Origin of the sequence: Pseudomonas kribbensis (assembly GCF_003352185.1) — a bacterium.
GTDB classification, from domain to species: Bacteria; Pseudomonadota; Gammaproteobacteria; order Pseudomonadales; family Pseudomonadaceae; genus Aquipseudomonas; species Aquipseudomonas kribbensis.
This window is the reverse complement of sequence record NZ_CP029608.1, coordinates 3600708-3620446: the sequence shown is the minus strand read 5'-3', so window position 1 is coordinate 3620446 and position 19739 is coordinate 3600708. Positions and strand designations below refer to the sequence as shown.

Genomic DNA, 19739 nt, shown 5'->3' with positions numbered 1-19739 from the left:
GGCGGTGTAACGGTTTACTGGACCGGAATCGGCGACGCGCCTTTGGGCAGGCAGGACAGCGGAGGCGTCATGATGCCCATGCTGGCGACCGCGATGATTGCGCCACTGGGCAGTTCGCAGTTGTATTCGCCGGCGGCGGTGTAGGCGGTGTAGTAGGTCAGGGTGCTGTCGTTGCGGATGTTGCCGATTTTGGAGACCGGTTTGCCGATGACAGTCTGGGCCCGTTCGCGCATGCTGTCTTCGGTGGGCTTGGCGGTCTGGCAACCGGTGGCGCCGATAAGCAGGGCACCGAGCACCGTGATTCTGGCGAAGTTGAGGTACAGGTTCATGGTGTTGCTTCCTTGGTGTTGTTGTTTTTCCAGGCACAACGATCCCGCGCACTGCGCAGCGGCAATGTTGGGGAGTGTCGGGGGTTGCGAGGGAATATAACGCCAGGGAACGGGGTGGTCGATTAGCACAAATGTGCTAGTGCGGCGCAACCGGCAGGGCGCCGGTCGCGCCGAAAAGCATTACTGAGGACTGTTGAACTGGTCTGAATAACTGCCGGTCATGAGAGCGGAAGCGACCTGGTCAGAGCCTACGCCACGGCGAGAGTAGGCGAGCCGTCTGGCGTCTACCTTGTCTGCGCCATCGGAAGCGACTGCGCCAGCGCCTACGTGATCTGCGCCATCGGAAGCGACTGCGCCAGCGCCGACGTGATCGGCGCCATCGGAAGCGACTGCGCCAGCACCCACGTGATCGGCACCGTCAGAGGCGACTGCCCCGGCACCCACATGGTCGGCGCCATCGGAAGCGACTGCGCCAGCGCCCACGTGATCGGCACCATCAGAGGCAATCCCTCCAGCACCCACGTGATCTGCGCCATCGGAAGCGACTGCGCCGGCGCCCACATGATCGGCACCGTCGGAGGCGACTGCGCCAGCGCCCACATGATCGGCACCATCGGAAGCAACTGCCCCGGCGCCCACATGATCAGCACCATCGGAAGCAACGGCACCAGCCCCCACATGATCGGCACCGTCAGACGCGACGGCCTTGGCGCCAACGTGATCCGAACCATCCGAGGCAACCGAACCTGCGCCGACATGATCCGCCCCGTCAGACGCCACAGCCTGCGCCTGCGCCGCCCAGACTTCGGGCATCACCACCACCGTTGCCGCGACTGCCAGGACCATGCCTGACCAAAGCTTGTGTTTCATGATTTTCTCCACGACCCATCAGCCACCCAGCATCCGAGCATTGCCCGTCGGTTGACGGTGTGGCTCGTTGGCCCCGGGGTTAACCAGATTGGCGATTGGCACGGGCGCGCCGCGAGGCGCACGGGTGTCGACGTTTTGCATGAAACCTGAACAGCGAACTGAAAAAGTATAGTTCGCCCCGATCGGGTGGCAGGTCCGGGGAGCGCGAAGGCGATAGTCGGTTAACTTCCTTGCAGGCAAGCGCTAGAAGAAAATCAATCTAAAAGCCGCGTAGCGCAAAGCAGCGTGTTTGCTAGGCTCAAGAATGTAGGCGAAGACGCAGACTGATGCGCAAGCGGATAGCGAGGAAGCGTTGGGCGCGTTCCGAAGGGTACACGGTTAGAAAGAACCCCGCGCTGGGTTCCAGCCCTTATGCCGTGTGAAGCAGCAGAGCACATTGCCTGTACTGTGGGAGTCCTGAGAAACCTCGTAAGCCAGAGACCAGCACTGGCCGCCTGCTCGAACACCAAAGCCCGCTTCGTGCGGGCTTTGACGTTTCTGCGGGTTAGATGCTGGCCAGGGCTTGCGCCAGATCCGCACGCAGATCCTCGATATCCTCGACGCCCACCGACAGGCGCACCAGGCTGTCACCGATGCCGAGCTTGGCGCGGGTTTCGGCCGGGATGGTGGCGTGGGTCATGATCGCCGGGTGCTCGATCAGGCTTTCCACGCCGCCGAGGCTTTCGGCCAGGGCGAAGATCTGCACGTTCTCCAGGAAGCGCCGGGCGCCTGCCAGATCACTGTTCAGATCCAGGGAAATCATCCCGCCGAAACCGCGCATCTGACGCTTGGCCAGTTCATGCTGCGGATGGGATTCCAGACCCGGATAGTAGACGCGTTTGACCTGCGGCTGTTGCTCCAGCCAGCGCGCCAGTTCCAGTGCGTTGCTGCAATGACGCTCCATACGCAGCGCCAGGGTCTTCACGCCGCGCAAGGTGAGGAAGGCGTCGAACGGGCCGGAAATCGCACCGACGGCGTTCTGCAGGAAGCCCAGACGCTCGGCCAGAGCAGGATTGTCACCGACTACCGCAATGCCGCCGATCACGTCGGAGTGACCGTTCAGGTACTTGGTGGTTGAGTGCAGCACGATGTCGAATCCCAGCTCCAGCGGACGCTGGATCCATGGGCTGGCGAAGGTATTGTCGGCCACGCAGATGATCCCGCGGGCCTTGCAGATGCGCGCGATGGCGGCGAGATCCGACAGACTCAGCAGCGGGTTGGTCGGGGTTTCCACCATGACCATGCGCGTGTCGTCCTGCAGCGAAGCCTCGAACGCCGACAGGTCGGCCAGATCGACGTAGCTGAAGCGGTGACCGGCGCTGCGCTGGCGCACCTTGTCGAACAAGCGGAAGGTGCCGCCGTACAGGTCATTGCCGGAGACGATGTGCGAGCCGGCATCGATCAGTTCGAGCACGGTGGAAATCGTCGCCAGCCCGGAAGCGAAGGCGAACGCCTGGGTGCCGCCTTCCAGATCCGCCACGCAGCGCTCCAGGGCAAAACGCGTCGGGTTGTGCGAGCGGCCGTAGTCGAAACCCTTGTGCACGCCGGGGCTGTCTTGCAGGTAGGTGGAGTTGGCGTAGATCGGCGGCATCAGCGCGCCGGTGGTCGGGTCCGGCGTCTGCCCGGCGTGGATCACGCGAGTGGCGAAACCCTGCGGGCGGGCGTTCTTGTCGGGCTGACTCATGCAAGGGATCTCCGTAGTTGGTTGAGCATGTCGACGCGGGTGATCAGGCCGTGGAAGCCCGAGGCGTCGGCAATGATCGCCACCAGGCCGCTGCTGAGCACGGCTTCTAGTTCAGCCAGGGTCGCGGCGGGGGCGAGGGTTTGCAGTTTGTCCGTCATCGCGCTGGCGACGGGTTTGCTGAAGAGCGTGGCATCTTCGTGTACGCGCACCAGAATGTCCGATTCGTCGATCACACCGACCAGTTGTTTGCCTTCCACCAGCACCGGCAGTTGCGAAACATCCGCCAGGCGCATGCGCTGGAACGCGGTCATCAGCGTGTCGTCCGGGCCGACGCTGACCACTTTGCCGTCTTCGAAGCGGCGGGCAATCAGGTCGCGCAGGTCGCCGTAGCGCTTGCGCTGCAACAGGCCCTGATCGGTCATCCACTGGTCGTTGTAGACCTTCGACAGGTAGCGGGTGCCGGTATCGCAGACGAAGCTGACCACACGTTTCGGCACGGTCTGCTCACGGCAGTAACGCAGCGCGGCGGCGAGCAGGGTGCCGGTAGACGAGCCACCGAGAATGCCTTCCGAGCGCAGCAACTGGCGGGCATGATCGAAGCTTTCTTCGTCGCTGATCGAGTAGGCGCTGCGTACGCTCGACAGGTCGGTGATCGACGGAATGAAGTCTTCGCCGATACCTTCCACCGCCCACGAACCGGCAGTGCCGAGGTGCTTGCTGCGGCTGTATTCAGCCATGACCGAACCGACCGGATCGGCCAGGACCATCTCGAGGTCTGGTTGCACGCGTTTGAAGAAACGGGTCAGGCCGGTCAGCGTACCGGCGGAGCCGACGCCGACCACGATGGCATCCAGATCATGCTCGGTCTGCGCCCAGATTTCCGGCGCGGTGCTGCATTCGTGGGCCAGCGGGTTGGCCGGGTTGTTGAACTGGTCGGCGAAGAACGCGCCGGGAATGTCTTTCGCCAGACGGGCGGCGACGTCCTGATAGTACTCGGGGTGGCCCTTGCCGACATCGGAGCGGGTGATGTGCACTTCGGCGCCCATGGCCTTGAGGTGCAGGACTTTTTCCGTGGACATCTTGTCCGGCACCACCAGCACGACGCGGTAACCCTTGGCGCGGCCCACCAGTGCCAGGCCCAGGCCGGTGTTGCCGGCAGTCGCTTCAACGATGGTGCCGCCGGGTTGCAGGCGACCGTCGCGCTCGGCGGCGTCAATCATCGCCAGGCCGATGCGATCCTTGATCGAGCCGCCGGGGTTTTGGGATTCGAGCTTGAGAAACAGGGTGCACAGGCCGGTATCGAAGCGAGTGACTTGTACCAGCGGAGTATTGCCGATCAGCCCAAGTACGGCAGGGCGTGATTCCTTTGACATTTCTTCACCTCTTTGTGGTGTTGATCGCGTTCCATTCGCGGGGGAAAAGCTCGCGTGCAACATAGGCGCAGACATCAACTGTCGCAACCATTAGTCAGCGTGCAATTCAGCCATTTCGATCTAACCATAGAACGAAATCAGAGAAGGGAAGGAAGCGATTTACCGAGGTTTACACAGAGGCGTCATCGAGTATTCAAAGGGCGTCTTCAGCATCATGAACGGCTTGATCTGACGATGAATATCCGGCAGCGAAAACCGATCAGTGGTTGCTCATCAGGCCGTGCAGAACACCCAGCCGCAAACCGGGTTCCGATGGCTCCATTTGCGCGATGCCGAACACCTTGAAGGCGGCGAGCATGACGACCAGACCGCCGGGCAGAATGCTCTGGCGATGGGATTGCAGGCCGGCGAGTTTCAATTGCCGCACATTGCTGACTTCCAGCAGGCGAAGCGACAGCCGCAGCAGGCCGCCGTAGGTGATGCCGCCCTGACCGAAGTCGTTCAGGCGATTGGCTTTGAGCACTTTGGCCAACATCCGTGCCGTTCCCGAGGAGCCGATGGTCTGCTGCCAGCCCTGGGCGCGATAGCGGCGGGCGACCTTTTCGAATTGCAGGATGGCCACCCGCTCAGCCTCTTGCAGGGCGCCCGGGGAAATGTCGCCATTGCGAAAGTAACGTGCGCTCAAGGTGCCGCTGCCGATGGCGATGCTTTCGGTCAGTAATGGCTGCGAACCCTGGCCGAGGATCAGTTCGGTGGAGCCGCCGCCAATGTCCACCACCAGACGCATGTCATCGGCGACCGGCAAGGTGTGGGCCACACCAGCGTAGACCAGACGCGCTTCTTCATGCCCGGAAATCACATCGATGCGAAAGCCCAGATGCCGCTCCGCACTGCCGAGAAACAACTGGGCATTGTCGGCCTCGCGCACGGCGCTGGTGGCCACCGCCCGCACACGTCCCGGCTCGAAACCGCGCAGCTTTTTGCCGAATCGCGCCAGGGCCTGCCAGCCGCGATCCAGCGCCATTTCGTCCAGTGCCCGACCATCGAATCCTTCCGCCAGCCGCACCGGTTCACGCAAGGTTTTCACTTCCTGAATCATGAAGCCTTTTCTACTGCGGACCGACTGACCGATCATCATGCGAAACGCATTCGAACCGAGATCGATGGCAGCAAACAGCGAGGCGTCTTCTTTCATGGGAGTCCTTGCAAAATCCACCGCCCCAGGCCCGGGCGGTTTGCGAGGATTCTGCAATGGCTTCGATGACAACCTGATGACGCGGGGAGGGCGGTTCAATGAATTTAGCGCTGTCATGACACTGTCATTATCGGGTGCCCATACTTGCCCTCAATACATCGCGTGCTTTTCATGATTTTGGCTGCCAACTTTGGCAGCTTTTTTTTGCCTGCGATTTGAGTGCTCAGCGAAATTTGCAATTCGAAGGAATGCCCGATTAATATACGTTCCATATATATTCCATATCGGATTTTGCCATGGGCATCGTAAAGATTTCAGAGGACATGCACGAGAATCTGCGCATTTCCAGTAACGCACTGAGCCGCTCGATCAACGCGCAGGCCGAGCACTGGATGCGCATCGGCATGCTCGCCGAGCTGTATCCCGACCTCGATCACCACGCCATTTGCCGCTTGCTGATTCGCGCCGAGCAAGCCGGTGGTCTGGATCTGCAACAAATCTGTGCCTTGGCCGATGCCGCGCAGAACACCCCGGTTCAAGAGGCAGCCAAGGCATGAGAAATCCGATCAAGATCAACACCCGGGCCGAGATCGCCCAATCCCGTGTGGCTGCGCAATTGGCCGCCGAGGTGCTGGCGATGCTGGTGCCGCACGTCAAGGCTGGCGTCACCACCGATCAACTCGACCAGTTGTGCAACGATTACATCGTCAATGTGCAGAAGGCGATTCCGGCGAACGTCGGTTATCACGGCTTCCCGAAAACCGTCTGCGCGTCGGTCAACGATGTGGTCTGTCACGGCATTCCATCGGGCACGCCGTTGAAGGATGGCGACATCCTCAACCTCGACATCGCCGTGATCAAGGACGGCTGGTTCGGCGACACCAGCCGCATGTACGTGGTCGGCCAGGCCTCGCCCGAGGCGCAGCATCTGATCAAGACTACCTACGAGGCCATGTGCGCCGGTATTCGCGTGGTACGTCCGGGCGCCACGTTGGGTGACATCGGCCATGCGATCCAGAGCCTGGCGGAGAGGGAAGGCTTCAGCGTGGTGCGCGAGTACTGCGGGCATGGGATCGGCAAGGTCTATCACGATGAGCCGCAAGTACTGCATTACGGTTATCCGAATCAGGGCCTGAAGCTGAAGGCGGGGATGATCTTCACCATCGAACCGATGCTCAACGCCGGCAAGCGCCATGTGAAGAACATGCCGGATGGCTGGACCGTGCTGACCAAGGATGGCTCGCTGTCGGCGCAGTGGGAACACATGGTGGCAGTGACGGAGGACGGGTTTGAGGTGTTGACGGTATGGCCTGATCAGATCGAAGGTTTGACGGCCATCGCTTGAAAAAAAGGCCACCGCAACCCGACGTTGCGGTGGCCGCAAGTAACACGCGAAAAGTCCGCAGGTCAGTGAGCACCCGCGGCTTTGTTCAGATCGCTTTCGGCCCACTCGGTATAGACGCAGGCATCAGCCGTCGCCCAGCGCACCTGCACCGGATCCCCAGCCTTCAACGGCATACCCGCCGCCGACAATGCTTTCACCGTCATCGAAGTCCCGCCCGAAGTGACCACACTGCAAGTCTGGCTCTCGCCCAGAAACAGCACCTCGACCACCTTCGCCGAAACCTCGTTCCAGCCCGCCGCCAACGATTCACTCGCCGCTTGCTGCGCACTCAACGCCAAAGCCTTTTCCGGGCGCACCATCAGCAAAACATCCTGCCCGGTCTGCAATCCAGCGGTTAGCCGGATCGACAGCGACTGGCCTTCAAAACTCGCCGCCCCGTTGCCCTGTGCCTTGAGCTTGAGGAAGTTCGAGTTGCCTAGGAACGACGCGACAAACGCATTCGGCGGATTCTGGTACAGGTCATAACCGCTGCCGAGCCCGACAATCTTGCCGTGACTGAAAATCGCGATGCGCTGGGACAGGCGCATGGCTTCTTCCTGATCGTGGGTCACGTAGACGATGGTGATGCCGAGGCGGCGGTGCAACTGGCGCAACTCGTCCTGCAAGTCTTCGCGCAGCTTCTTGTCCAGCGCACCCAGAGGTTCGTCCATCAGCAGGATGCGTGGCTCGTAGACCAGAGCGCGAGCGATGGCGACCCGTTGCTGCTGGCCGCCGGACAGTTGCGAAGGGCGGCGGTGGGCGAATTGTTCGAGTTGCACCAGTTTCAGCATCGCATCGACACGCTTGTCACGCTCGGCCGCCGCGAGTTTGCGGATCGCCAGCGGGAACGCGATGTTGTCGCGCACCGACAGATGCGGGAACAGCGAATAGCGCTGGAACACCATGCCGATGTCGCGCTTGTGCGGCGGCACATTCACCAGAGACTGGCCGTTGACCAGGATCTCGCCGCTGCTCGGGGTTTCGAAGCCGGCGAGCATCGACAGCGTGGTGCTTTTGCCCGATCCGCTGGAGCCGAGGAAGGTCAGGAATTCGCCGTCCTTGATGTCCAGCGAGATGTTGTCCACGGCGGCGAAATCGCCGTAGTGCTTGTTCAGGTTGCGCAGGCTGACCAGGGGTTTGTCGTTCTGCAGGGATGCGTCTTTGATCACGGCACTCATGTCGTACTCCTGGGCGCTCAGGCGCTGATTTCGTTGCGCCGGCGCAGCGCGGCGGCGATCACCATGACCAACACCGACAGGCCGATCAGCAGCGTCGAAGCGACGGCGATGACGGGCGTCAGGTCCTGACGCAGGGTGGTCCACATTTTCACGGGAAGGGTTTGCAGGGTCGGGCTGGCCATCATCACGCTGAGCACCACTTCGTCCCACGAAACCAGAAAGGCGAAGAGGGCGCCGGCGACCATTCCCGGACGAATCGCCGGAAAGGTCACCTTGAACACCGCTTGCAGGCGTGACGCCCCGCAGATCACCGCCGCGTCTTCAATCGACTGATCGAACAGCTTCAGCGAGTTGATGATCGAGATGATGGTGAACGGCAGTGCGACGATCACATGGCTGACGACGAAGGCGAACATCGTCCCGGTGTAGCCGAGCTTGAGGAACAGCGCGTACACCGCCACGGCGATGATCACCAGCGGCACGATCATCGGCAGGGTGAACAGGCCGTAGAGCATTTCCCGGCCGGGGAAGCGTCCGCGCACCAGCGCAAAGGCAGTCGGCAAACCGAGGGCCACGGCGCAGATCGTGGTCAGCACCGCGACCTTGAGGCTGGCCGCCGCGGCGTTCATCCAGTCGGCGTTGGAGAAGAACTGGCCGTACCATTTCAGCGTCCAGCCCGGTGGCGGGAACACCAGCCACTGGGACGAGCCGAACGACAGCAGCACGATGAACACGATCGGCAGCAGCAGAAACAGTGCGATCAGCCCGGTGGTGGCGTACAGGCCGAAGCGCATCCGGCGGCTCATGGCATTGGGAGTCAGGAGCATGTCGGCTTACCTCGCGTTACTGGCGCCAACCGGGGATTCCGGCTGAAGCTTCAGGTAGAAGTAGAACAGCACCAGGGTGATGACGATCAGCAACGCGGCGCCGGCGCTGGCCAGCCCCCAGTTGAGGAACGATTGCACCTGCTGAATGATGAACTCCGGCAGCATCATGTTCTGCGCCCCGCCCAGCAGCGCCGGGGTGACGTAGTAACCGAGCGACATCACGAACACCATCAACCCGCCGGACGCCAGGCCCGGCCGGCACAGCGGCAGGAACACCCGGAAGAAGTTGGTCCACGGACTGGCGCCACAGATCGAGCCGGCCTGCAGGATCATCGGGTCGATGGCCTGCATGGTCGCCTGTAACGGCAGCACGATGAACGGGATCATGATGTAGCTCATGCCGATCACCACGCCGGTCAGGTTGTGCACCATTTCCAACGGTTGATCGATGATGCCCAGCGCCATCAGCGCCTTGTTGATCACGCCCGAAGCCTGCAGCAACACCAGCCACGAATAGGTGCGGGCGAGGAGGCTGGTCCACATCGACAACAGCACGATGTTGAGGATCCAGCGACCCCAGCCGCGCGGCACCAAGGTGATTGCCCAGGCCAGCGGGAAGCCCAGCAGCAGGCTGAACACCGTCACCAGTCCGGCCACCGAGAAGGTGTTGAACAGCACCCGTGCGTACGCCGAGTTGGCGAACAGTTGTTCGTAGTTGCCAAACCCCGGCACCGGTTCGAGAACGCCGCGCAACAGCAGGCCAATCAACGGCGCGAGAAAGAACAGGCCGAGGAACAGCAGCGCCGGCGCGAGGTTGCCGGCGCCGCGCCAGCGTTGCTTGAGGGACGGGGCTGGCGCCATGGCACTGGCCTTTTTTCCGGCGGCCGACCCGGCAGCGCTGGCGGCGCTCCCGGTGGCAGTGGAGGGACGGGACGCGGTGGCCGCCATTTTCATTTGACCAGCCATTCGTTCCACCGTGTCGCGATGGCCTGGCCGTTCTTGGCCCAGTACGCGAAATCAAGAGTGATCTGATCCTTAGCGTAGGCAGTCGGCAGGTTCGGGGCCAGCGTCGAATCCAGACGCTGCACACTGTCGACGTTGACCGGGGCGTAGGCGGTCAGGTTGGAGAAGTCGGCCTGGCCCTTCGCGCTGCTGGCGCTGGCCAGGAACTTCATCGCCGCGTCCTTGTTTTTCGAACCCTTTGGCACGACCAGGATGTCAGCCATTACGAGGTTCTGTTTCCAGCTCACGCCCACCGGTGCGCCGTCTTCTTGCAGGGCATGAATCCGGCCGTTCCAGAACTGGCCCATGCTCGCTTCACCGGAGGCCAGCAGTTGCTGCGACTGGGCGCCGCCGCCCCACCAGACGATGTCTTTCTTGATGGTGTCGAGTTTCTTGAAGGCGCGATCCAGGTCCAGCGGGTAGAGCTTGTCGGCCGGCACGCCGTCGGCGAGCAGAGCCAGTTCAAGCACGCCGGGGCTCGGCCATTTGTACAGGGCGCGTTTGCCGGGGTAGGTCTTGGTGTCGAACAGCGCGCTCCAGTCCTGCGGCTTGCCGGCGCCGAGCTTGCCCTCGTTGTAGCCGAGGACGAAGGAGAAGAAGAACGAACCGACGCCGTAGTCGCTGACGAAACGCGGGTCGATCTTGTCGCGCTGGATCTGTTTGAAATCGAGGGGTTCGAGCAGGCCTTCGGAGGCGGCGCGCAGGGCGAAGTCGGCTTCGACGTCGACCACGTCCCATTGCACGTTGCCGCTTTCGACCATGGCCTTGAGTTTGCCGTAGTCGGTCGGGCCGTCCTGCACGACGGTGATGCCGCTGGCCTTGCTGAACGGATCAGCCCAGGCCTGTTTCTGCGCATCCTGGGTGCTACCGCCCCAGCTGACAAAGTTCACACTCTCGGCGGCCATCGCGGCCTGACCGGTCACGCTCAGCAGTCCCGCAAAAAAGATCGCGGTTGCAGCTTTGTTCAACACCATTTTTACGCCCTCATTGTTGTGTTTTTGAACGGGCTTGCGTTGTTGCCCGCCTGTCGGGAGCAGTAGCTGGACGGTTTTTCAGGTCGTCCGGTCTATGGAATATCATATTATGGTATTCCAAACTTTGTGCAAGCACTTTGCCTTACCGGCTATCTGGCAAACGGGGTTATTCGGTGAACGGAATGCTCTCGACCACTTCCAGATCGTAGCCGGTCAAACCGGCATATTTCAGCGGCGGGCCCAGGTGGCGCAGCTTGCCGACGCCCAGGTTCTGCAGAATTTGCGCCCCGGTGCCGACCTCCGAATAGATCCGCGACTGCGAGCGACTGAACTGCCGTGGCGGCTGAGTCAGTTGCGGCACCCGCTCCAGCAACGCCTGCGACGATTCATGATTGGCCAGCACCACAACCACACCATGCCCTTCGGCCGCGACCCGTTGCAGCGCTGCCCACAGCGTCCAGTTCGTCGGCCCGCTGTATTCGGCACCGACCAGATCCCGCAGCGGATCGATCACATGCACGCGCACCAGCGTCGGCTCTTCACGGCGCAGTTCGCCCATGACCATCGCCATGTGCACACCACCCTCGATGCGGTCTTCGAAGGTGATCAAACGGAAGGTGCCATGCACCGTCGGCAACTCCCGCTCGCCGATGCGCTCGATGGTGTGTTCGGTGCTCAGGCGATAGTGGATCAGGTCGGCGATGGTGCCGATCTTGATCCCGTGCTTACGGGCGAAGACTTCCAGATCAGGGCGGCGGGCCATGGTGCCGTCGTCGTTCATCACCTCGACGATCACCGAGGCGGGCGTGAACCCGGCGAGCCGCGCCAGATCGCAACCGGCCTCGGTGTGACCGGCGCGGGTCAGCACGCCACCTTCCTTGGCGCGCAGCGGGAAGATATGGCCGGGCTGCACCAGGTCTTCTGCGCGTGCGTTCGGCGCCACCGCAGCAGCCACCGTGCAGGCGCGGTCGGCAGCAGAAATGCCCGTAGTCACACCGACCGCCGCTTCGATGGAAACCGTGAACGCGGTACTGAACACGCTGCCATTGCTCGGCACCATTTGCTCCAGCCCCAGGCGCTGGCAATGATCGTCGGTCAACGTCAGGCAAATCAGCCCCCGGGCTTCACGGGCCATGAAACTGATCGCCTCGGGCGTGCAACGGTCGGCGGCCAGCAGCAGGTCGCCTTCGTTTTCCCGGTCTTCGTCATCGACCAGCAACACCATTTTGCCGAGGCGATAATCTTCGATGATTTCTTCGATGCTGTTGAAGGCCATGCTGGACTCTCGATAGGGATGAAATTCGTGGTATACCATAATACAAAATCAACCAAGAGGTCACTATGAAGGCGTACTGGATTGCTCACGTGGACATCACCGATCCCGATCACTACAGCCAATACACCCAGCGCGCGCCGAAGGCGTTCGCCGAGTTCGGCGCGAAGTTCTTGGCCAGAGGCGGGCGCAGCGAAGCGATGGAAGGCAGGGCGACGCCGCAGCGCAGCGTGGTGATTGAATTCGACAGCTACGAGCAGGCGGTGGCGTGCTACCGCTCGGCGGCGTATCAGGAAGCGAAGAGCTATCGCGAGGAGTGGGCGAGGGCGGAGATCGTTATTGTGGAGGGGATGGCGCCGTAACGTCTTGCCTGCAAATCCGCAGGAACTACAGAATCGAACGCGGCCGCGATCTTTTGATATTTTTTCTGGATCAGGAGATCGTCCGCCGGACGGAATTTAATGCCTGCGGTTTTTCACGATGTGCTCTAGGGGAATATTGATGCGCATGACAAAAGGAATGTTTGCAGGTAGGCGAGTAGGCCTCTGGCTGGTGGCTGCTCTATTTGTAAATGCAGTCTTTCTGGCTTTTCTGATTTTCGGGAACAGTGCGAAGGGACGCGATCTGGAGATGATTAAAACCAAAGAGCCACTGCTGATCGAAGGGCAAGGCGGCGATGACAATTACTATGTCCTGCCGATGGGAACAACGCTATATCACGATAAAAGCTTTCCTGAAGGGCACGATCGTTATGTTGTGTATCTGAATCACAAAGGTGCCATTGCCCACGAAGAGGTCCCAATGAAGCCTGAATATGGCGGTTCTTTTATCGATCCTCTTTGGCTGGCCAATATTGATGCCGATACCTTGAAAGACATTTTCAAGCGTTTCCCGCTCTCCAAAAAAGACATCTCCGCTGCTCTCAAAGCCAATGAAATCACCAAAGATGATCTGGCGGATATCATTCGTGCGATGCCGGATTGAGCACCTATCTACCGAGGAATCGGGCCGGGCTCTGTATCTCTTGCAAGTGACGGCTGATCAACGCATGAAATGAATCTTGCCGCTGTCGTCATTGCCCATGTACATGCCATACACCCCGGCCTGGCGTTCCTCGATGTAGCGTTCGAGGATCTGCCGGATTGCCGGGTAGTAGATCTGCTCCCACGGGATGTCTTCGGGGGCGAAGAATTTGCAGTCCCGGGTTTCCGGGCCGTACTGGCCGGTGATTTCCAGTGCGAGGGCGCGGAAGATGATGTAGACCTCGCTGATCTTCGGCACGCTGAAGATCGAGTACGGCGAGACGATTTCCGCGCGTACGCCGCTTTCTTCCCAGACTTCGCGCAGGGCAGCCTGTTCGGTGGTTTCGCCGCTTTCCATGAAACCGGCGGGCAGGGTCCAGGTGCCCGGGCGCGGGGGAATCGCCCGTTGGCACAAGAGGTATTTGCCGTCCTGCTCGATGATGCAGCCGGCGATGATTTTCGGGTTCACATAGTGGATGTAGCCGCAGCCGCGGCACATCAGGCGCTCGTGCGTATCGCCCGGCGGCACTTGCTGACCGAGGTCGGCGCCACCGCATTTCGGGCAAAAGCTCGGGCTGAACATGTCAGTGACCTATGCGTGGTTCTTTCAGCGCGATGGGCAGGGTGATCGCCGGTGTGGCGCCGGTCTCTTCCTGTTTGCGCTTCAGATAATCGAGGGCCACGGCAGCCGCAGCGCGGACGTGATCGACGCACGCCTGATGCGCCGCCAGCGCATCGCCGCTCTTGATCGCCTCGACCATTTTTTCCATTTCCTGGTTGCTCGCGCCGCGACGGTTTTCCTGGGACACCGAGGTCGCCCGCAGGTAGCTGATGCGCGCCTGCAACTGACGCAACTGTGTGGCCGCGACATGGTTGCCGGAGCCTTCCAGCAGCACGTCGTAGAAACCCTGCACCGAGTCGATCACCTGCTGCAGCTCGCCGTCCTTGAGTGCCTTGCGGTTCTCGTCGAGGGCTTTTTCCAGGGCCTTGATGTCCTTGGCCTTGGCGCGCAGGGTGAACAACTGGACGATCAGGCCTTCGAGCACGCAGCGCAGCTCATAGATGTCGACGGCATCGGCGAGGGTGATGATCGCCACGCGCGGGCCCTTGGCGTCGGCGAACTCCACCAGGCCTTCGGATTCCAGGTGACGCAAGGCTTCGCGCACCGACGTACGGCTCACGCCCAGGCGATCGCACAGATCGCGCTCCACCAGGCGATCGCCCGGCAGCAGCTGGAAGTTCATGATGGCGCTTCGCAGTTTATCCAGCACGATTTCGCGCAGGGTGACGGGGTTGCGATTGACCTTGAAGCTGTCGTCGAGTGGCAGGCGTTTCATGGGGTCCGCTCTTTAAGTTGGCTGTCCATGCCAGACGGGCATTCAAACAGCCGAGGGGTTAACTGGAGGCCTCGGCGTCGGCTTCGGCGAAGGCTTCACGGGCGAGCCGGAAACTGTCCACGGCTGCCGGGACGCCGCAATAAATACCGACCTGAAGCAGAATTTCGCGTATTTGCTCACGACTCAGGCCGTTACGCAAGGCGCCGCGCACATGCAGCTTGAGTTCGTGCGGGCGGTTCAGCGCGGAGATCATCGCCAGGTTGATCATGCTGCGCTCTTTGAGTGACAGACCCTCGCGTCCCCAGACGTGGCCCCAGCAGTATTCGGTGACCATTTCCTGCAGCGGGCGGGTGAAGTCGTCGGCGTTCTCGATCGAGCGCTGCACATAGGCTTCGCCCAGCACCTGGGTGCGGATCTTCAGGCCTTGCTCATACTTTTCGTTGCTCATGTGTCCTCCGCTCAGCCCAGTGTCGGCAAGGCGCCGAGCTTGCCCTTGTGATAGATCATTGGCGTCACCGGTTGCGCCGGCAGGATCAGGTTCTTCACCGCGCCGACAATGATCGCGTGATCGCCACCGTCGTATTCGCGCCACAGTTCGCACTCGATGATCGCCGTGGCCTTGGCGAGGATCGGGTTACCCAGTTCGCTCAGGTGCCAGTCGATGCCGTTGGCCTTGTCCTTGCCTTTGCCGGCGAAGGCGTAGGCCTCGGCGGTCTGGTCGGCGGACAGCAAATGGATCGCGAAACGCTTGCTGTCGCGTAGCACCGGGTAGGTGTCGGAGGCGTAGTTGGGGCAGAACAGCACCAGCGCCGGATCAATCGACAGCGCACTGAAGGCGCTGGCGGTGATGCCGACGATGCCCCCGTCCGGGTCGAGGGTGGTGACCACCGTGACTCCGGACGGAAACGAGCTCATGACGTCTTTGTAAATGCCGGGTTCGATCATGTCGCAGGACTCCTAGCGCATCACAAACGGATCAGGCATCGGCGCCTGAGAGAGGTTGATCCACACCGTTTTCAGTTCGGTGTAGGCCAGCACCGAATCGATGCCGCTTTCGCGTCCATAGCCACTGTTCTTGAAGCCGCCGATCGGTGCCATCGCCGACACTGCGCGGTAGGTGTTGACCCAGATGATCCCCGAGCGCACGTCCCGGGCCAGGCGATGGGCGCGGCCCAGGTCTCGGGTCCAGATGCCGGCGGCAAGGCCGAACTGTGAGTCGTTGGCAATCGCCAGCGCTTCGGCTTCGTCCTTGAAGCGGATGACCGAAGCCACCGGACCGAAAACTTCTTCCTGCATGATCTTCATCGAGTTGCGGTCGCACTCGAACAGCGTCGGTTCATAGAACCAGCCGTCACCCACGCCGCTCGGCCGCTTGCCGCCCAGGCGCAGACGCGCGCCTTCGGCGATGGCGTCGGCCACCAGACCTTCGACTACCGCCAGTTGCTGCGCGGTGGCCATCGGGCCCATTTCGCTGTTGTCGTCCTGCGGACTGCCGATGCGGATGCGCTGGGCACGCTCCACCAGTCGGCTGACGAACTCGTCGTAGATCTCATCCTGCACCAGCAGCCGCGAACCGGATACACAACTCTGGCCGGACGCCGCGTAAATCCCGGCGATGGCGCCGTTGATCGCGCTGTCGAGATCGGCGTCGGCAAAAATGATGTTCGGCGACTTGCCGCCCAGTTCCAGCGACAGCTTGGCGAAGTTCTCGGCGCTGCTGCGCACCACATGCCGGGCCGTGGCCGCGCCGCCGGTGAAGGCGATCTTGCGGATCAATGGATGACGGGTGAGGGCGGCGCCCGTGCTTGGGCCGTAACCGGTGACGACGTTGACCACGCCCGGCGGAATTCCGGCTTCGAGGGCCAGGCGCGCCAGTTCCAGAATGGTCGCCGAGGCGTGCTCGGACGGCTTGATCACGATGGTGTTGCCGGCGGCCAGGGCTGGCGCCAGTTTGATCGCAGTCAGATAAAGCGGGCTGTTCCACGGAATGATCGCGGCGACCACACCCATGGCTTCGTGCACGGTGTAGGCAAACAGATCGGGCTTGTCCAGCGGCAGGGTGCCGCCTTCGAGCTTGTCGGCAAGGCCGGCGGTGTAGTGGAAAAACTCCGGCAGATAACCGACCTGACCCCGGGTCTCGCGGATCAGTTTGCCGTTGTCGCGGCTTTCCAGCTGCGCCAGTTGTTCCTTGTTTTCGGCGATCAGGTCACCGAGGCGACGCAGCAGTTTGCCGCGCGCGGTGGCGGTCAGGCCGCGCCATGCCGGGCTGTCGAAGGCGGTTTGCGCGGCTTGCACGGCGCGTTCGACATCGGCTTCATCGGCGTCGGGCAATACGGCCCAAGGCTCGGCCAGCGCCGGGTTGAGGCTTTCGAAAGTCTTGCCGGAGAGGGCGTCGACCCATTCTCCGCCGATGCACATCTGGAAGCGTGCGAGTGTCATGCAACGATCCCCTTTATATGGTTTTGTCGGGCGTGTGCGGTTTCGAGAAATTCCAGCAGCGTCTGGTTCACCAGCCGAGGCGACTCTACCGGCATCATATGCCGTTGCTCGGGCAGCACGGCAACCTTCGCGCCGGGAATGCGCGCGGCCAGTTGCTCGGCCATTTCCGGGGTCGATCCGGGGTCCAGCTCGCCGGTGGCGATCAGCGTCGGCGCCTGGATGCTGCCCAGGTCGTCGGCGCGGTACATGTCCTGGGTGGCGAACAATTCGTAGGTGGTCAGGTAACCCTGCGGGTCATTGCCGGCGAGGGTCTGGCGGATCGCGGCGATCTGCGCCGGGTTGGCCGCCTGATATTCACGACTGAACCAGCGCGACAGCGCCGCTTCGGCATTCGCATCCGGCCCGTGTTCGGCGGCTTGGGCGGTGCGGGCGATGACGCCGGCGCGCTGCTCTTCGCTGCGGTTGAACACGCTGTTGAGCACCACCAGGCTTTTCAGGCGCTCCGGGTAATGCAGGGCAAACGCCCGCGCCACCAGACCGCCCATGGAAAAACCGATCACCGATGCCAGCGGCAATTGCAGGTGGTCGAGCAGCTCCAGCAACTGATCGGCATAACCGAGCAGGGCGGTGCCGCTGGCCGGACGCGGGCTGGCGCCATGGCCGAGCATGTCGTAGGCGATCACCCGGTATTGCGTGGCCAGGCCAACGATCTGGCCGCCCCACATTTCTTTGTTCAGGCCCACGCCGTGGATCAACACCACGGGGTGGCCCTGGCCGGTCGCCAGATAACTGGTGCCGGCCGGGGTGAGTTCAGCGGTAGGCCGAATCATGGAGCGCTCCTGCAATGCCTTTTTTTATTGTGATTACTGGGCTTTTTCGGCGGCCAGTTCTTCCAGATCGATGTAGCGGTTACCGATGCGCGGGTGCAGGCGACCACCGTCGGCGCAACCGAGCACCACGACGATTTCGTCGGCGCGCGGGGCGTCTTCGATCTGCATTTCCAGGGTGATGTAGTGCGAGCGCAGGCCTTCGTCGTCCTTGTGCATCATCGGGATCTGGATCGAAGTGCCCGGACCGCCGCGCTTGTTGGTGAAGCTCAGGTAGCTCTTGGCCTTGACCGCTTCGCGGTAGTGGTTGCCGAAGCGCAGGGTGTGGATCACCGCCGAGGCGTGTTCGATCTCGCCATCGGCACCGACCACCGCAGCCTTGCCGTAAGCCTCGATCTTCTCGGCGCCGCCGATGATGCCTACCAGACGCTCGACCATCATCGCGCCGAGGTCGGAGCAGTTGGCACGGATCTGCGGCTTGAGGTCTTCAACAAAGCCGTTGCCGACCCACGGGTTTTTCATCACGACGGCCAGGCCCACCATGGTCACCGGGGTGTCGGAAGCCTTGCCGCCTTCAATGAAGGTCTCTTCGACATAGCTGACGATCTTGCGAATTTCGAAACTCATGAGCTGCTCCGTAGGGGATAAAGAGTGTCTGTGCGTCTGATGGTATACCATAATACCGATCGTGCAAGTCCCCCACGCAAGATTCCCTTCCATCAGTCGGACGAATGCCCGCGCATTCAGCCGCCGCTGTAATCCCTTTCGGTTAACAAAAGATAACGTTGCGCCGATTGTCAGACGTTTCGAATGCCCGATAGGATGAGCCAGCTTCCGAAGTGGCTCTGGATTGCGGGTTTCAGGACTATGCTTCTGACCAGCCGTCGCCGAAGCACACTTGCGGCGCCCTTGAAGGCCGAATGGCCTAACAATAATAAATAGGGGAAGGTCTATGAGTCGTTGCCGCCCGCCGGCGTTTCGCAACACCGCGTTGCTGGCCACAGCACTCTCTCTGCTGGGCTTTGCCACCTTGTCGGTGCCCGTACTGGCTGCCGAAGCGCCCGCCGACGTGGTCTACGCCATCGAATCGGCCAAGGCCCCGAAAAGCCTGATGCTCGATGTCGTTCACGCCGGTTCACGGCTGGTGGCGGTCGGGGATCGCGGGCACATTCTCTACTCCGACGACCAGGGCAAGTCCTGGACCCAGGCCAAGGTGCCGAGCCGGCAGTTGCTGACGGCTGTGTATTTCGTCGATGACAAACACGGCTGGGCCGTCGGCCATGACGCGCAGATCCTCGCCAGTGAAGACGGCGGCCAGACCTGGACCAAACAGTTCGAAGACCTCAAGCGCGAATCGCCGCTGCTCGACCTCTGGTTCAAGGACGTCAACAACGGCCTGGCCGTAGGTGCCTACGGCGCATTGCTGGAAACCACCGACGGCGGCAAAAACTGGCAAGACGTCAGCGACCGCCTCGACAACCAGGACCAGTTCCACCTCAACGCCATTGCCGCCGTCAAGGACGCCGGGCTGTTCATCGTGGGCGAGCAGGGCGCGATGTTCCGTTCCGCCGACTGGGGCCAGACCTGGGAAAAAATCGAAGGCCCTTATCAAGGCTCGCTGTTCGGTGTGATCGGCACGGCCCAGCCTTCCACGCTGCTGGCCTACGGGCTGCGCGGCAACCTCTACCGCTCCACCGATTTCGGCAGCACCTGGCAACAGGTTGAACTCAAGGCTGCACGCGGTGCGCTGGAGTTCGGCCTTTCCGGAGCGACGCGGCTCGACGACGGCTCCATCATCATCGTCGGTAACGGCGGCACGGTGATCAGCAGCAGTGACAACGGTGAAACCTTCAGCGTGTTCAACCGCCCGGATCGCATCTCGCTGTCGTCGGTCACCGCCGCCGGCAACGGCAACCTGATCCTGAGCGGGCAGGGTGGCGTCCACACCACCACGCCCAACGGCACCGAGCTGGGCAAATGAGCCGA

22 protein-coding genes are annotated in these 19739 nt (G+C 61.8%); 5 read left to right on the top strand and 17 right to left on the bottom strand.

Features of this window, described 5'->3' with window-relative positions; genetic code table 11:
• Nucleotides 1-14: 14 nt before the first annotated feature.
• From DLD99_RS16430 to DLD99_RS16410, 5 genes are all read right to left on the bottom strand, one after another.
• Nucleotides 15-329 carry a hypothetical protein gene (locus DLD99_RS16430; RefSeq protein WP_114883619.1) on the bottom strand — a complete coding sequence of 105 codons (315 nt, stop codon included), beginning with the start codon at nt 327-329 and terminating at the stop codon, nt 15-17.
• 323 nt (nt 330-652) lie between these two features.
• Nucleotides 653-1087, bottom strand: coding sequence for a hypothetical protein (locus tag DLD99_RS16425; protein ID WP_162803495.1), 435 nt, complete (start codon nt 1085-1087; stop codon nt 653-655).
• Between the two features lie 656 nt (nt 1088-1743).
• Nucleotides 1744-2922, bottom strand: a complete 1179-nt coding sequence (locus DLD99_RS16420) for a cystathionine gamma-synthase (RefSeq protein WP_114883617.1) — start codon at nt 2920-2922, stop codon at nt 1744-1746.
• On the bottom strand, nt 2919-4295 hold the full coding sequence (locus DLD99_RS16415; protein ID WP_085711346.1) for a pyridoxal-phosphate dependent enzyme: 1377 nt from the start codon (nt 4293-4295) through the stop codon (nt 2919-2921). Before DLD99_RS16415 ends, DLD99_RS16420 begins: the two co-directional genes overlap by 4 nt.
• A gap of 259 nt (nt 4296-4554) precedes the next feature.
• Complete coding sequence (locus tag DLD99_RS16410) at nt 4555-5490, bottom strand: Ppx/GppA family phosphatase (protein WP_114883616.1); 936 nt, start codon at nt 5488-5490, stop codon at nt 4555-4557.
• A gap of 296 nt (nt 5491-5786) precedes the next feature.
• On the opposite strand from DLD99_RS16410, the gene DLD99_RS16405 reads away from it, so the two are divergent.
• Both DLD99_RS16405 and map read left to right on the top strand, forming a co-directional pair.
• Nucleotides 5787-6047, top strand: coding sequence for a ParD-like family protein (locus tag DLD99_RS16405; RefSeq protein ID WP_114883614.1), 261 nt, complete (start codon nt 5787-5789; stop codon nt 6045-6047).
• On the top strand, nt 6044-6835 hold the full coding sequence (gene map / locus DLD99_RS16400) for a type I methionyl aminopeptidase (RefSeq protein ID WP_114883612.1): 792 nt from the start codon (nt 6044-6046) through the stop codon (nt 6833-6835). Before DLD99_RS16405 ends, map begins: the two co-directional genes overlap by 4 nt.
• Nucleotides 6836-6897: 62 nt before the next feature.
• Here the strand turns inward: map and DLD99_RS16395 are convergent, their stop codons facing one another.
• The 5 genes from DLD99_RS16395 to ribBA form a co-directional block, all read right to left on the bottom strand.
• Nucleotides 6898-8052, bottom strand: coding sequence for an ABC transporter ATP-binding protein (locus DLD99_RS16395; RefSeq protein ID WP_114883611.1), 1155 nt, complete (start codon nt 8050-8052; stop codon nt 6898-6900).
• A gap of 17 nt (nt 8053-8069) precedes the next feature.
• Nucleotides 8070-8879 (bottom strand): ABC transporter permease, encoded by an 810-nt coding sequence (locus DLD99_RS16390; RefSeq protein ID WP_085711341.1) that lies wholly within the window; start codon nt 8877-8879, stop codon nt 8070-8072.
• Nucleotides 8880-8885: 6 nt separating this feature from the next.
• Nucleotides 8886-9833 carry an ABC transporter permease gene (locus DLD99_RS16385; protein WP_162803528.1) on the bottom strand — a complete coding sequence of 316 codons (948 nt, stop codon included), beginning with the start codon at nt 9831-9833 and terminating at the stop codon, nt 8886-8888.
• Nucleotides 9830-10855 (bottom strand): ABC transporter substrate-binding protein, encoded by a 1026-nt coding sequence (locus DLD99_RS16380; RefSeq protein WP_114883607.1) that lies wholly within the window; start codon nt 10853-10855, stop codon nt 9830-9832. Before DLD99_RS16380 ends, DLD99_RS16385 begins: the two co-directional genes overlap by 4 nt.
• A 166-nt stretch (nt 10856-11021) precedes the next feature.
• Complete coding sequence (gene ribBA, locus DLD99_RS16375) at nt 11022-12131, bottom strand: bifunctional 3,4-dihydroxy-2-butanone-4-phosphate synthase/GTP cyclohydrolase II (RefSeq protein WP_085711338.1); 1110 nt, start codon at nt 12129-12131, stop codon at nt 11022-11024.
• Between the two features lie 65 nt (nt 12132-12196).
• Here ribBA and DLD99_RS16370 point away from each other — a divergent pair, with 65 nt between their 5' ends.
• Nucleotides 12197-12490, top strand: coding sequence for a DUF1330 domain-containing protein (locus tag DLD99_RS16370; protein WP_114883605.1), 294 nt, complete (start codon nt 12197-12199; stop codon nt 12488-12490).
• A 139-nt stretch (nt 12491-12629) separates the two neighbouring features.
• Nucleotides 12630-13112 carry a hypothetical protein gene (locus DLD99_RS16365; RefSeq protein WP_244220743.1) on the top strand — a complete coding sequence of 161 codons (483 nt, stop codon included), beginning with the start codon at nt 12630-12632 and terminating at the stop codon, nt 13110-13112.
• 57 nt (nt 13113-13169) lie between these two features.
• Here DLD99_RS16365 and DLD99_RS16360 read toward each other — a convergent pair whose 3' ends face one another.
• Genes DLD99_RS16360 through DLD99_RS16330 form a run of 7 tightly spaced genes read right to left on the bottom strand, consistent with a single transcriptional unit; the run spans nt 13170 to nt 18380 of the window.
• Nucleotides 13170-13733 carry an NUDIX hydrolase gene (locus tag DLD99_RS16360; protein WP_114883603.1) on the bottom strand — a complete coding sequence of 188 codons (564 nt, stop codon included), beginning with the start codon at nt 13731-13733 and terminating at the stop codon, nt 13170-13172.
• A gap of 1 nt (nt 13734) precedes the next feature.
• Nucleotides 13735-14487 carry a GntR family transcriptional regulator gene (locus DLD99_RS16355; RefSeq protein ID WP_074688591.1) on the bottom strand — a complete coding sequence of 251 codons (753 nt, stop codon included), beginning with the start codon at nt 14485-14487 and terminating at the stop codon, nt 13735-13737.
• Between the two features lie 58 nt (nt 14488-14545).
• Nucleotides 14546-14935 (bottom strand): carboxymuconolactone decarboxylase family protein, encoded by a 390-nt coding sequence (locus DLD99_RS16350; RefSeq protein WP_007957404.1) that lies wholly within the window; start codon nt 14933-14935, stop codon nt 14546-14548.
• 11 nt (nt 14936-14946) lie between these two features.
• Nucleotides 14947-15432 carry a flavin reductase family protein gene (locus DLD99_RS16345; protein WP_085711335.1) on the bottom strand — a complete coding sequence of 162 codons (486 nt, stop codon included), beginning with the start codon at nt 15430-15432 and terminating at the stop codon, nt 14947-14949.
• A 12-nt stretch (nt 15433-15444) separates the two neighbouring features.
• Nucleotides 15445-16926 (bottom strand): aldehyde dehydrogenase, encoded by a 1482-nt coding sequence (locus DLD99_RS16340; protein ID WP_114883601.1) that lies wholly within the window; start codon nt 16924-16926, stop codon nt 15445-15447.
• A complete protein-coding gene (locus tag DLD99_RS16335) occupies nt 16923-17756 on the bottom strand; it encodes an alpha/beta fold hydrolase (protein WP_114883599.1) in 834 nt (277 codons plus the stop codon). The genes DLD99_RS16340 and DLD99_RS16335 overlap by 4 nt, the downstream gene beginning before the upstream one ends.
• A 33-nt stretch (nt 17757-17789) precedes the next feature.
• Complete coding sequence (locus tag DLD99_RS16330) at nt 17790-18380, bottom strand: amino acid synthesis family protein (RefSeq protein WP_007957412.1); 591 nt, start codon at nt 18378-18380, stop codon at nt 17790-17792.
• 325 nt (nt 18381-18705) lie between these two features.
• Between DLD99_RS16330 and DLD99_RS16325 the strand changes: the two genes are divergently transcribed.
• Entirely contained in the window at nt 18706-19734 is a 1029-nt protein-coding gene (locus DLD99_RS16325) for a WD40/YVTN/BNR-like repeat-containing protein (RefSeq protein WP_114883597.1), read from the top strand.
• The last annotated feature ends 5 nt before the right edge of the window (nt 19735-19739 follow it).